Genomic DNA, 14,164 nt, shown 5'->3' with positions numbered 1-14,164 from the left:
GAGACATTCCGAGGCTGGCTCGAGGACCCGCTTGTTAGAACGTCACGCGCGCCCCCATCCAGATTGTGCGGGCGCCGGAGTCCGGACCGAAGAAGCCGCCCGGTTGCAGAGTGCCGGTAATCACCCCGAAGTTGTTGTTGCTACCCGTGCTGCACAACTGTCCGCTGCCCGCAGCCGGACCAGCAATTGTCGCAGAGCCTGGGCATCCGGTGTTCGGGTTCGCAAAATGGGGTGTGTTGGTCAAGCTGAAAGCGTCGGCCCGCAGTTGCAGTGTGAACCGCTCCGTAAGTTTGAAGGCACGGCTCACGCTCAGGTCCATTTCGAAGTAGCCCGGACCGCGGAACTGATTGCGGCCGGTGTTTCCGTAATGAGCAGTGGCCGCGCTAGTAATCAACGGTGCCGCGAACGCGCTCGCGTCGAAGAAGTGGCACGTGGGATCGCTTTGAGCACAAGTCTGGCCGGTGGGCAGTGGCCTTCCGTTGGTCAGGTGAAATTGGCCAACAAGATCGGCTGTCTGGATGGAGCCATTCGCGTTCAGACTACCGCCCGAGGTCACTGTGAACGGCAGCCCGGTGAGGCGGCTGATGACAGGACTTATCTGCCAGCCTCCGAGTAGCCAATTGCCCACACCGCTCTGCGCCCACCGCTGTCCTTTGCCGAAGGGCGGCAGCAGCAGGCCGTAGATCTTGATGTTGTGGGTCCGGTCAAAATCTGCCACCGCGCGGTTCCTCCCCCAATACGTTGGGTAAGGGAACTTCAAAGCGGCAAGCTCCTCATTCCCCTGGTAGTCGGTCGTCTTCGACCACGTCCACACAAAGCCGGCCGTGGAGCCCTGTTTAAACCGGCGCGTGATCTTGGTCTGCATAGAGTCGTAATAGTTGTTCTTGAAAGGAACCTCCGCGTTGATGTTCCCCGTGTAATTTGCGCCTAACGCAACACTCAGCAGTCCGCCGGCGCTGCCGGTCCCCGGTGGTGACGCGTTGACATTCATGTTAACCAACGGCCGGATGGCGCGCGCACCGACGTAGCCGGTCTCGAGTACTAAGCCCTTCCACTCCTGCTGGACCATGAAATTGAAGGAGTTGATGTACCCACGCCGGAAGGGATTCCGAATGGTCGTCGTGCTGGCGTTGGTCGGTAGCGGGATGACGCCGCTGCTCAGGTCAGGAAGCGGCACCAGCACGATGCCGGTCGGGACGTTGTAGCTTCCGCTGCCCAGGCCGGCGCCGTTCAGGCCCGTCAGGCTGGCCACGGGGATGAAGTTGGCACTGTTCGCCACGGCGTTGTTCACAATGATATTTGCAGGATACGCGTTGCGGAAGTAGCGCCAGTTGTTGGGATCGGCGCTCTGCCCGTAGCCGGCACGAATCACCGTAGAAGATGTTAGACGATAGGCGATCCCGATCCGCGGCAAGAACTGCCCACTGCCCACATCCACACGGTCGTCGCGTGGAACGGTGCCGTATCCGCCGATCAGAACGTTACCGGTGTTCAAATCGAGATAGCGCAGACCCTTCCCGTTATCGGAATATCCGAACGGATAGCGCTCCCAGCGAACACCCAGAGTCAGCGTCAGCTTGGGAGTCACTTGCCATTGGTCACGCAGGTACCACGCCCATTGCGACCAGCGCAGCGCCGTCGGGTTGAACAGCGCAATCGATTTTCCGGTTGTGCTGGGCAGGCCGAGCAGAAAATCAGCCCAGGAGTTGAACCATGTGGGAGTCGTCCCCTGCAGAGCAGTAACATTGCCATTGAACTGGAACGCGCCTCGGGGTTCCTGAAATGTGCCGCCTTGCGGCTGGAAATGGTTCAGTTGACTATGATTCCACTCGATGCCGCCGCGCAAGGCATGCTTGCCCTTCATCCAGCTCAGGTTCGCGCCTGAGACAAACTGCTGGTCGCGGAACAGGAACGGGTTGGCGGGTTGCGCATTGCCAAAGCTCGCGCCGCCCGTGGGAAAGGAGAACCCAGGAAGACCGTAGTACAGGGATGGGTTACCAGGAGCGCCCGCGTTGTTGGTTCCAGGGATGTGCAAGTCGTTGAGTCCTTTGGGCGAGGTGAGGTCGAATGTCGAACCCAGCCGCTGGCGGGTGAAGCCGAAGTTCCAATCCAGCAACAAGCTAGGAGTGAACGTGTACGTAGCGCCGAGGCCGACGCTCTGAATCAGTCCGGGAGCGTCGCCGAGTTGGCCGCCGCCGGTGGCGTCGCCCACCGCAGCGCCCAGCAACGGCGGATCGAACACCAAAGTCTTGGAGAGGCTGTAGCGTCCGAATACGGTTGTTTTCGAGTCGGGCACGTAGTTGATCTTGACATCCGCAGTGTCGCGATTAAATAACGCGGTTGAGCTCCCGACGAAGTTGCTCAAGCCGTTAGCCGTCGAGAAAACCTGCGCGATCGACGGTTGCAGCAGCTTGATCATGGCTGCAGCCGCTGGATCAATGCGATTAGGACAGATCACATTCAACACGCCATTGCACGAAACCTGCGTTTTTCCCGCACCCTGCGCATTGCCGGTGGCCGGGTCGTAGATGATGGGATTGCCCGGCAAATTGCGGAAGTCGCCGCTCGCCATTGCCGCCGTCGGCAATGTCCGGGTATCAGGCCCAGCCTTTTGCCGCTGTGTTGTGCGTTCGTAATCAATGAAGAAGAACAGTTTATCTTTTTTGATCGGACCGCCGAAGGTCCCGCCAAACTGGTTCTGGTTGTTCCTGTTCTTTTTCGGGAAGATCGTGGGATTCGTCTGGAAGTAATTTCGTGCGGCGAAGTTCTGGTCGGTGTGGAACCAATCAGCGCTGCCGTGATACTGGTTCGTACCGGATTTGATCTGCACGTTGACGGCGGCGCCGCCAGCCATGCCCTGCTCGGCATCGAACGAGTTGGTCACGACATTGACCGTCTCAATCGCATCCGCCGGCGGGACATAGGCGACGTTCGCGGGCAGCCAGGGATACGCATCCTGCGCGCCGTCGATGCGGGTGTTGACCGTCTGATTGGACTGCCCGTTAACGTTGGCATTGATCGCCCGCTGTGGGTTGCCGGCGAGCGAGTTGGTCTCTGCCGTCAGCCCAACGCCGGGGACGAGGCGCAGCAGCGATTGGAAATTGCGCCCCTGAGAACCCATGGTCGGCAGATTCTCGACCTGTTGAGCCGTCAGGTCGGTATGCACATCGGCCTTGTCGGTCTGCAGCAACGCAGGGGCCGCAGTCACCTCGACGGTTTGCGTGGACGCCGCCACTTTGAGCTTGATATCCACGCGGCGCAATGTATTCACCTCCACGCGTACATTTTCAACTACAACTGTGGCGAAGTTCGATGCCGAAAATGAGATCTTGTAAACGCCGGGCACCAGCTCGGGAAAGCGGTAGATGCCATTGGAATCAGTCTCGGCATTCCGTATCACGCCCGTCCCCACACTGACCGCTTCCACTTTCGCTTGCGGCACGATGGCGCTGGTCTGATCGGTAACGTTACCGGTCAAGGAACCATAAAGAACTTGTGCGTGGACCGTAGTGCAGAACATCCATACCAGCAGCAGCATGAAACATACGATTGTGTGTTTGCAATTTGTACGTGCCTCAATTGCCCCATTTCTCTGAGTCTCTCTGAACATTGCAATTCCTCCTTTGTTTAGTTAACTTGGCCCGAATTACTGTCCCGGACCAGTTCCCCGTCTTGTCCTACCGCAGTACTAACGAACTACTCTTTGTCTTACCCAGGCTGGCCTCTCTTCTTCGACCGCATCAGCCGATGGACCGAAGTGCTTTTGCAGCACCAGCGCAACGGTTCCACGCAGACGTGCCATAACTCCTTCTGCCGGTCGCACGCGTGGCGGCTTTCCGACCAGGACCCCGGCTGCAACTTCGGCTTCGATCACGGGACCAAACCGTTGCCACTGACGCGTGAAATCGCCGACGAGCACGATCTCCTCCGGCGCCAGCCCGGCAACGATCATGCGCATCCCACTACCGATGGCGTGCGCCATCCGGTCCAGGGCCTTGATTGCCAGTGCGTCCCCCGCATCTGCGAGCGCCATCAAATCCTGAAAATTTGGGCCATCCGACGCTGAGCTTGATTCGTGGTAATACCGGAGCGCAGCCCGATTCGACGCATAGACCTCCCAGCAGCCTCGACCGCCGCAGGTGCACTGAGGGCCCTCTGGGTTCAGCGAGACATGGCCGAACTCACCCGCCATGCCGTTCAGGCCCCGCGTGAGTTGTCCATTCGTGAAGACCCCGGTGCCGAGACCTTCGGACACCGTCACCACGACCAGGTCACGAACCTTGCCCCCATGGCCAAACCAGACCTCCGCCAGAACACAAGCGTTGGCGGCGTTCTCAAGCTCGACCCGCATTTCCGTGGCCCGCTCGATGGAGGCTTTGAAGTCGAATTCGGGCCATTTTAGGTTCGGCGCGAAAATTACGCGCTGGGTCTTTTCGTCAAATCGTCCGGGCAGACTGATGCCAATCCCTTCAAAGATCCGGTCAGGATGCGCTTTCATCAAATAACGGAATTTCGCGACGAGATTTTCCGCCGTCGCTTGAGGATGAGAGGGTGTCTGCATTACCTCCTGGGAGAGGAAACGTCCGTTCACATCCGCAACGGCAACCGTTGTGCGATCAGGCCGGAGATCGGCCACAAGGATCGCCCGACCTTCATTCAGCCTTAGAAATGTTGGGCGCCTGCCACGGGGCAAGCGGCCTGTGGGTCCGTTAATAACCCACTTCTCGCGGATGAGCTGCTCGGTAATGAGCGAAACCGTGCTTCGCTGCAATCCGGATACGCGCGCCAGATCGGCCCGCGAGATGGGCTGCCGCCGCCGAATAAGGTTCAGCACGACACCGCGATTGATGTCCCGCGCGGTTTCACTCGATGCTACCTGCGTGTTGGTAAAATCAATTCTCTTCATGTTAGTTTGATGCTCGAACTATATATGAAAACAATCACTCAAAATGCCTTACGAGAAATATGATCCAGACGGATATTGCCGGATTTGTCTTGCAAACTGAGCTCTAGTGCATCTACATTAATTTGCGTCGTGAACTATATGTCGGGTGTGTCAGCTTGTCAAGCACGAAATTGTCTTAAATTTCAATAAATACGGAGATTCTGTTCAAACTCCCATACCAACTTTTATTTATTCGCCTGCGGATGAATCTCAACATAATCAAATGCCGCTCGCTCATCCAGGTCCGGAATTCCCTCAATGCGAACTTCATCTCCTGGGCGCAGCGCTATATTGACGATCCGATGCCGGGTAGAAGAGTCGCCGCCTACCTTTAGAGTAGGTAAATGATCATTGGCAACCCATTCATCCACTACCTGATCGCCTACCAGAACTCGGAACTTCGACTCTCCGTTGTTCTGATCGAAATATTGAACGTCTAAGTCGTACCATCCCGCTGCACCTTTGAATTGAAACACGGCAGAGCACATTTTTGCCGGCAACCTACACTCGACCGCTTTGCCGCCCGAGGCCGTTTCCTGTGGAGTTACATCCATCGGCTGGTAGCCTTGCAACTGCATGGCTTCGGCTTCAATGCGATCGGGATAATTTCCTACCCGCCCCTTTGCATCCGAAATACCTGAAACTCGCAGGAACCAATTGCAGATGGCATCACGCCAAACAATTGCGTGTCCTGCTTGATATTCCAGACGTGCCAGCGTTGCTGCATAGCGTTCTTCATCAATCCGGCCCTTCAGTGACTTCCACTGCTGAACGTACTGCTGGGCTCGTTCTGCTCCTTCATAGTGAGAATCGTAAATATGCTGGATTACTGTCTTTCCCGAATGCAACACATGTGTGTACGGCACATGATGGAAAAACAAAAGCAGTTCATCGGGAGTGCTCTCGACCGATTCATAGAGCCTGGCCACAGCCGGCGGATATTGCCCCACATAACCCGTACCTGTGCTTACCGTCCGGTCCATCCCGACACCTTCATGAGCCGCTCGATGCCACTGGCCCCAGCCGTTTCGCTCGGAGGAATCAACGCCCGGTCCGTAGTGGCTTCCGAGAATATCCGTCAACGTTCCACCACCCAGCGGTCCGGTATAGCTCTCATAAATATGCCAGGATACAAGTTGTATCGCCGTGATGGTTTGCACGATAACCGGATCATTACCAAAGGTGAGCTGTATCCACTCTTCTGCAATTGCGTTTGCGCTCACATCAGGGTTCCACGCCAGCCGGCCAAATGCATAGAGATTTGCCATAGCGAGCGGGTGTGCGAGCCAGTTTGCATCCAGTCCGACGTTCACGACACTAACAAAGCCGCCTGCAGGACGATGAAAGCTCTTGCCAGCCACCAGGTCTTTCACAGGAGTAGAGGTATCTCCCGCGTGCAGGTCGAAGTCGAGCACTTCTTTCCACATGGGTGCGAGGAAACATAGATGCCGCTGCTGGCCGGTATACTCCTGGGTCACCTGCAGCTCAATCGCTTCATTTGTGTTGTGTAAGCCGGCGAAAAGTGGAGACACGGGTTCACGCACCTGGAAATCTATCGGTCCGTACTTGATCTGGATGATGACGTTGTCGTCAAATTTGCCGTCGAGCGAGTGGAAGTTGTCGTAGGCAGCCTTGGCACGATCATTTTTCGGCTCACGCCAATCGAGATGACGGTCATAGACAAATGCCCTGTAGAAGACGATGCCACCGTGTGGCTTAAGCGCGCGAGCAATTACGTTGGCGGCATCGGCGGGCGTGCGGCCGTAGGTAGAGGGACCGAGCTGCCCTTCCGAATCCGCTTTGACGACGAACCCTCCGAAATCGGGAATCTGCCGGTAGATGTCGTCAACTTTTTTGCGCCACCATTCTTCAACTCGAGAATCCAACGGATCAAAGGTATCCAGGCCGCCCATCACTTTTGGGCTGCTTAGATTGATTGAAATCGCTAGCTGCACACCCCAGGGACGAAACGCATCGGCAACGCGAGCAAGCTGCGGAAGAAAACTATCTTCCAGCATTTTTGGATCGGCGTTCACGTTGTTGATGGTGCATCCGTTGATGCCGACGGAGGCCAGCAGCCGCGCGTAGTCTGAGGCCCGTGTCAAATCAGACCGGACACTTCCATTTTCAAAAAAGATGGAGCGCCCGGCGTATCCACGCTCAATGCGGCCGTCGAGGTTGTCCCATTGGTCCACCCAGCGTATCGGCGCATAGGGCTGCTGCACTTCGTTCAAGTTGGCTATGCTTTGGTTGCGTGCGATCTTGCTCAACAGCGCAAAGACCCCATACAACACACCTCGATCTGTGGTCGCTGTGATGATGAGGCAATCGAAGCCGTGCACCTGCCCTGTCGTCAGCCAAAAACCATCTGCGCTTGGTTCACTGTCGGAGTGTAATGCCGGATGCTCGGCGCGTATGGTTGCGATAGTTCCCAGCACAATGGCTCTCTCCCGAACTTCACTTCTACCAGCCCGCAGGGTTCTGCCCAGTATGCCCCTTAAGCCGCGAATGAGTTCTCTTTGCGCTGAATCGAGCACGACGGAATTTCCCAGCACAACTACACTCGCAGGCAACGATTCATATTTCGTACGGGCTGTCTCGTCAACCGGGGCATAGCGCAGCCAAGCTTCGTAACCCGTCTCTGCGCGCACGAGAACTGGTGTACTTCCTAACAACAGCGCTCCGAGAATTGCCATATAAAGGAAGCGCTTCACGAATTCACCTCACGCGGAGTAATCGTTGCGAGCGGAGTTACGTATGCCGGTTGCCTCATCTGACAATTCCCGCTGGTTTTGAACTGGCGGGCGCCGGCAGCCGTGAAGGCTCTACCACACCCCAATAGGCAGGCTTGGCCTGCAATTGCTCATCGAATAGTAGTGGCAGGTCAAGCCGTTGAATCGGGAACTTCTTCAACCAAGTGTGATCATCCGCCTCGCCCCAAAATGTAACTGCGCTGATTTTGCCTTTCAACTTGCGGAACGCCTGGAACAAGTCCCTATAGCGGTAGCCCTGCTGGACCAGAATTTCTTCCGGCACGTCTCTGTAGCTGCTGGTGGAATCTTTGTAAATGCTAATGTCCAGTTCTGTGATCTGGTTATCCATTCCCAATCCGGAAAACATGTTCACTGTTTCCACGATTGCATCGGCGGACGGATAACCTATATTGCTGTGCATCTGATGTCCGACGCCGTTGATGGGCACGCCCCGGCTTTTTAGATCGCGAACCAGGTTATAGAGAAATGTTCGCTTCGCCGGATCAGTCGTATCGTAGTCATTGATGTACAGCTTGGCATTGGGCGCAATCTTGTGGGCGGTACGGAATGCGGTATCAATGTAGTTGGTACCGGTGATCAGGAACCACCTGGTTCGACGAAAGCCATCGGGTTCTTTGGGATCAATGACCTCATTGACCACGTCCCAGGCATACACATCATCTTTGTAATGTGAAACTACGGCGCGGATGTGGTTCTCGAGACGTTTGAGCAGCAGCACCTTGTTCTCTGCTGTGGGCTGCATGTCGCGGCCGTTCGCATCCTTGAACAGCCAGGCAGGATTCTGCTTGTGCCACAACAATGTATGCCCTCTGATTCTCATGTGATCGGCCTTTGCGAAGGCAACCAGGGCATCGGCAGCCGCAAAGTCGAATGCGCCCTCGGCAGGCTCGATGGATTTCCATTTCATGTCGTTCTCGGTTGTGATGCTGTTGAAGTGCTTCTTCAACAAGTCGCTGTGCGGGCCGGTGATGTCACCGCGCCAGATGGCAGCACCAATGGGAAAGTAGTCTGTGAAAGTTTGATAGACCGATGGGATATTGTCCTGGATTTGAAGCGGTGTCAGTGCCGCTGTTTGACACGAACGTGACGGCAGCAGGAAACACATACAACCCATGAGCAGAGTCGACATCAAAATGCCCGGTTGGGCTGCGAAAACCAGGTTCGTCACACTCAAAAATCCTTTACCGTGTACGTTAACGGCGCTGGTATAGTACCACGGACCAGCCGGGTTGCAAATCTGCAGGCATGGAGAGCCACCAAAATAAATCGCGCGCACATTACGTGCGCGCGACCTCAAATCTGGATGCGATATTTCTCAGGTACTTTGTGTGACCTTATTTCTCCTCACCCCAGGCCCGCTGGGAATAGACAGCTAGAATACAAACCTCGCTCCAAACTGAAGCTGCCGCGGCCTGTTGGCCTGGGTGTTGATGATACCGAAGCTGGTGCTGGTCGCTTGCAGGTTCGGAGCACCAAACGTGGGATGGTTCAGGAGGTTGAAGGCCTCCAAGCGCAACTGTATGTATACCCGCTCGGTCATGGCGAATCTCTTGATAATCGAAGCATCCAGGTTGTTCGTTCCATCCTGCCTCAGATTACTGAAGGTTGTGGGCAAGGTACGGAGATGAAATTGGAACTGGTAGTTCGTCAGCGTCGCGAAATGAGACGTATCGAAGGCGGTCCCAACCGTTTGCCGGTTGTTCAGAAGTAAAGGAGCTGTAAAAAATGTGGCAGACGCTGGACAGCTCCCGACGGCAGTGACGGCTACGCTGCACAACGAATAGTCGCCCGGATTGGTGGTGCTGCCGTTCATGAAGACGATCGGCGCGCCCGTCTGGTAGGTGTAAATGCCGTTGATCCTCCAGCCGCCCAGGACCTTATCCATCCAACCGGAACCTAGATTCAACAATTTTCCGTTGCCGATCGGCAGGTCATAGTTCACCGCGGTGATGAAGCGGTGGCTGTGATCGAAGGGGGAAATCCGCCTCTCTGGCGCCGGGTCGGTGTTGTTAAGCCACTCGTCCCGCTCAATCAGCTTCGACCAGATATAAGTCGTTACCAATTGCAGTCCGTGTGACATCCGCTTTTCCACGCGCACGTTGAGACTATTGAAGGACGAACTGCCCAGACTGGCATTGTGCTCAACCACGCCTGAGCTGAAACTGGTTGAATCAGCGACGGGGTATTGTGGAAACGGGGCCAGCAACTGCCGCACTGCTATAGTCGCGCCATTGAAGCTCGCAACATTCGGGATCAATCCTGCAAACGGATTGGGGGTGTTTGCGGTCAACGAATTGATTAGCGCCTGGTCGCGGTATGGCAGTGTACTCAAGTAGGCGCGCGGAATGCCGTTGAGCTGCGTGAGTGCGATAGGAAGATGCACAGAGTGGTTGCCGATATAGGCAATCTCGAACAGCAGATTCGGCGTAACCGACTGTTGGATGCCAAATGTCCAACGCTCTGAATAGGGATTCTTAGCATTGGGGGCGAGAAAATCAATACTCTGGCCGTTGAAGGTCGCTAAGCCGGCCGCCGAACCCGCCGGCTGCACGATTACTGGAAACGGGTTGCTCAGCGTGGTAGTCGGCAACAAGAAGTTGCTGGGGACCGCTAGCTGTGTGGTTTGGCTGAAGCCCTCTTGCGTGAGAACCGGGCTGCTGGAGTAGGCGCCGGTGGGAGCCAGATTCGATAGGGCGATGGGCTGCACAAAGACTCCAAAACCGCCGCGAATAACAGTTTTTCCGTTAAATAAGTCTGGCGACCATGCGAAACCAACCCGAGGGCTCACCAGATGCGAGGTGTTGCTGTAGATCGAGCCATCGCTGGGACTGGCAAACGTTAACCCTCCCGGCACGTTGAAACTGCCCACTGGGATCTGAGGGATGGGCTTGCTGTTGTAAGCGGGAACAGCGGCGGCAGCAAGCGGGTTCGTCGCAGTGGAGGCAAAACCGTTTACTGTGCGCCCAAGCTTCTCCGAGTACGGGGTGTCATGATCGTAGCGCAGGCCTAAATTGATCGTCAGGTTCTTCCTGATACGCCAGTCATCTTGTACGAACAATCCATAATAGTAGCCGGTGTAAGTGCCCCGGCTGCTCAGGTTGTACGTGCCGCTGGTGGGCAAGCCCAGAAGGAACGCCGCGAAATCCTGGCCAAATCCCGGGGCCGTGGAAGCCGTGGGTCCGTTTGTCCATGAGTTCGTGGCACCTATCCCCGCGAAGCTGTAGCTTCCTGTGGCGGCGCCGAAACTCTGGGCATCCAGCTTGTACTGCCGGGCGTCAACCCCGAACCTCAGTGAATGCGAGCTCAACTGCTTCTGCACATCTCCAAACAATTGATAGGACTGTGAAGGTATCCGGTCTGAGCCGGTCCCGCTGAAACAGTCGAAGCTCGCTGCCTGCGTGGTATCGTTGCCGCAACTCGAGCCGAAGCTGATCGCCGGTAACTGCAGGTACTGGCTGGTGCTTGTAATGTTCGACGGGAAACCGAGTTTCGTCGGGTCGAAGCCGGCGCTGGGCGATGGATGGAACTCGTTCAACCGAGTGTAGTTCGCGCGCACATTCAGCACTGTGCTGGGATTAATAATGAAGACCTCGTCGGCGGTCGCGCCCCAGTTGTTGCGCTGCAGGTCGGAACCGGTCGTGTTGTTCAGAAAATAGTTGTTCTTCGATTGGAACTCGGAGTTGTGGCGGACGTTAAATGCCAGCCGGCTGCGCTCGCTCATGGTCCAATCCAAACGGCCCAACTCGTTGCTGTAATCGTCATTGGTGGTCGCGGTGTTAGCGTAATTCGAATACCCTGTCGCAGTTCCGGTAACATTGGGCTGCGGATAAAACTTCAGATACGCCAAAGCAACCGGGTTGAGCAGTTGCTGTGGGATCTTGTTGCATGGTATGCCACTGGCCTGTGTTCCGAAAGTCGGCCCCGGGGTCATATTAGGAGCTAATGGGTTACCACTCGCATCGCACATAAAGGGCTTGCGATTGACCTTTGTGCCGCTAAGCGTTCCACTGTACGGGTTGTAAATTTGAACGCTTTGGCTGCCGAGGGTCAGCAAAGATGAAAAGTCGCCTTGCCGCTCTGCGCTCGTCGGCACGGTCAGCAGCTTTGGGTTGGGCTGGCCGTCCTTGAGCACCTCCCACGCGAAAAACCAAAACAGCTTGTTGCGACCGTTGTACAGCTTGGGCACGATCACCGGGCCGCCGGCCGTCAGCCCATATTGATTGAAATTCGTGTTGGGCCGGGCGACGTTGTTTCGGTTATTAAAGAAACTGTTGGCTGATGCCCAGGAAGGCTGGGCAAATCCGTACGCCGAACCATGTAATTTGTTCGTGCCCGTCTTCATGACCTCATTGATGGTGCCGCTGCCGGTATGGCCAAAAGCGGCGTCAGTGTTGAAGGCCTTGACTTTCACTTCCTGCACCGCTTCCTGGGGCGGAGAGTAGGCGGCGCGATTGTCCCACGTGGCATTCGGCGCTCCATCCATAAGGATTTCAGCAGTCTGCGCAGGCGTTCCTCCCATGCTCCATCCCGAAGCTGCACCATTGTCGAATGGGTGCACCAGCGTAGGATTGCCGGTGGCGATGACGCCGATGGCCAGTTGTGTCACCATCATCGGGTTGCGGCCATTCAGCGGGAAATCTTCCACCTGCTGCGTGGTCATGCCCTGGCCAATCGAAGCATCGGCTGAATTGATCAGCGGGGTTTCCGCAGTTACGGTCACTGATTCGGTGTTGTTGCCAATCTGAAGCCGGATATCAATGACAGGATGGCTGCCCGATTCAATGTGCACTGCCCGGTGAACGAATTGCTTAAACCCCTGGGCCTCGGCGTTGATTTCATAATCGCCCGGGGGCAAAAAAGGAACGGTGTATTGCCCGGCATTGTCGGAAACCGTCGCCGTCTTCGTGCCGGTACGAATTTCTATGACGGTGATCTTTGCACCCACAACCGGCGCTGATGAAGGATCTGTTACCAGACCACTGAGTGTGGCACGCGTTTCCTGCGCGCTCGCTGCTCCTGTATACAGAATGACTGACAACAGGATGAAAAAGCTGATAAGTCTATTCACGATTAACCCTCCCCCACGTTGAAAAATACACACACCCGCCTCGAAGACCTCTCGCCCCCGAAGTTGCGGGCGCGGTCATGCGATCGCGGAAATTACTGCTCGGCTAGGACGGTAGGTTATTCGTTATGAACAGTCAATCCAGTAAAACTAAAGAAGTCGATTTAGTTTTTCTAAACGTTGCTCTACTCCCGTGTGTTGTCGCTCATCGTATTCCGGTGAGAATTTCGATTGTGAGTTGGTCGAGGTGTTCATAAGGCAATCGTTTCTTTGCCATTGCGTCTTTATCAAAATGATGTGCCAGCAAAGCTGCGGCCCCTTGCTTCGAGTAGCGCCCGGTCTGCGGAACGCTGTTGGGAGTGGTTGAGATCTCTTTCAGAATTGCTTGAATCTCCCGGTCCGCATTCCAGCGTGCGGCCTTCTCTTTCAAAATCAAGTAAGTGCGCATGCAGCCGCACGCAAAATCTTTTACTCCGGCGCTATCTTCTGTGCGATAGGCGTGAGCATCAAAGTGACGGGGTCCGTCATAACCGACGTCCTCCAGAAACTTGACCAGCCAGAACGAAGACTTGAGGTTGGCCGAGCCAAAACGCAAATCCTGATCGTAGCGGCCCGGCATCTGGTCGTTGAGATCAATGTGAAAAAGCTTGCCGGCTTCCCATGCCTGCGCAACGCCGTGCATGAAATTCAACCCTGCCATCTGTTCGTGCGCAACCTCAGGGTTGACGCCAACCATCTCGGGATGATCGAGCGTAGGAATAAAGCCCAGATAGTGGCCGGTGGTGGCCATATAAATGTCTGCGCGCGGCTCATTGGGTTTGGCTTCGAGCGCGAATTTGAATCCGTATCCACGATCAATGTTGTATTCGCAAAGATAGTTGATGGCTTCCCGCAGGTGTTGGATGGCCTCATCGGCACGACGGCAGGCATCGGTTTCTACGCCTTCACGGCCACCCCATAACACAAAGATCTTCGCGCCCAGTTCTGCTCCCAGGTCCATCGCGCGCATGGTTTTTTGTAAAGCATAGGCGCGCACTTCAGGATCATTTGCGGTAAAGGCCCCATCACGAAAAACCGGATGGAAAAATAGCGAGACCGTCGCCATGGGCACAACAATCCCATTTTCTTTACACGCCTTCTTAAATTCGCGCACGATGCGGTCGCGCTCTGCCGCGCTCGCATCAATCGGCACCAGATCGTTGTCGTGTAAATTCACCCCCCAAGCGCCCAATTCACTGAGCATGGCCACGATATCCACGGGAGAGATAGGGGGCCGCACAAAATCTCCGAAGGGATCTCGTCCGCGATTTCCTACAGTCCATAGCCCGAATGAAAATTTGTCTTCCGGTTTTGGTTGATACTGATCAGTGCTCATAGTCA

Annotated in this window: 6 protein-coding genes; all 6 read right to left on the bottom strand. The window is 55.7% G+C overall.

What is annotated here, in order from left to right; genetic code table 11:
• Positions 1 to 34: 34 nt before the first annotated feature.
• Entirely contained in the window at positions 35 to 3,610 is a 3,576-nt protein-coding gene (locus tag VK738_00150) for a TonB-dependent receptor (GenBank protein ID HTD21043.1), read from the bottom strand.
• Between the two features lie 78 nt (positions 3,611 to 3,688).
• Positions 3,689 to 4,906, bottom strand: a complete 1,218-nt coding sequence (locus VK738_00145) for an ROK family transcriptional regulator (protein ID HTD21042.1) — start codon at positions 4,904 to 4,906, stop codon at positions 3,689 to 3,691.
• A gap of 224 nt (positions 4,907 to 5,130) precedes the next feature.
• The gene (locus VK738_00140; protein ID HTD21041.1) at positions 5,131 to 7,659 is read right to left on the bottom strand and encodes an alpha-glucuronidase family glycosyl hydrolase; all 2,529 of its coding nucleotides are present in this window, start codon (positions 7,657 to 7,659) and stop codon (positions 5,131 to 5,133) included.
• A 55-nt stretch (positions 7,660 to 7,714) separates the two neighbouring features.
• A complete protein-coding gene (locus VK738_00135) occupies positions 7,715 to 9,016 on the bottom strand; it encodes an endo-1,4-beta-xylanase (protein ID HTD21040.1) in 1,302 nt (433 codons plus the stop codon).
• A gap of 75 nt (positions 9,017 to 9,091) precedes the next feature.
• The gene (locus VK738_00130; GenBank protein HTD21039.1) at positions 9,092 to 12,787 is read right to left on the bottom strand and encodes a carboxypeptidase regulatory-like domain-containing protein; all 3,696 of its coding nucleotides are present in this window, start codon (positions 12,785 to 12,787) and stop codon (positions 9,092 to 9,094) included.
• A gap of 202 nt (positions 12,788 to 12,989) precedes the next feature.
• Positions 12,990 to 14,159: a xylose isomerase gene (xylA, locus tag VK738_00125; GenBank protein HTD21038.1), complete on the bottom strand. Its 1,170-nt coding sequence runs from the start codon at positions 14,157 to 14,159 to the stop codon at positions 12,990 to 12,992.
• Positions 14,160 to 14,164 lie beyond the last annotated feature (5 nt).

This window comes from Terriglobales bacterium (assembly GCA_035487355.1).
In the GTDB taxonomy this organism is placed as follows: Bacteria; Acidobacteriota; Terriglobia; order Terriglobales; family Acidobacteriaceae; genus QIAW01.
Note: the sequence above shows the minus strand (reverse complement) of the source record. Positions and strands in the feature narration are given on the sequence as shown.

Excerpts from the sequence above, each read along its gene's own strand:
- VK738_00150 (HTD21043.1), bottom strand. The coding sequence starts at position 3,610 with ATGTTCAGAGAGACTCAGAGAAATGGGGCAATTGAGGCACGTACAAAT.
- VK738_00145 (HTD21042.1), bottom strand. The coding sequence starts at position 4,906 with ATGAAGAGAATTGATTTTACCAACACGCAGGTAGCATCGAGTGAAACC.
- xylA (HTD21038.1), bottom strand. The coding sequence starts at position 14,159 with ATGAGCACTGATCAGTATCAACCAAAACCGGAAGACAAATTTTCATTC.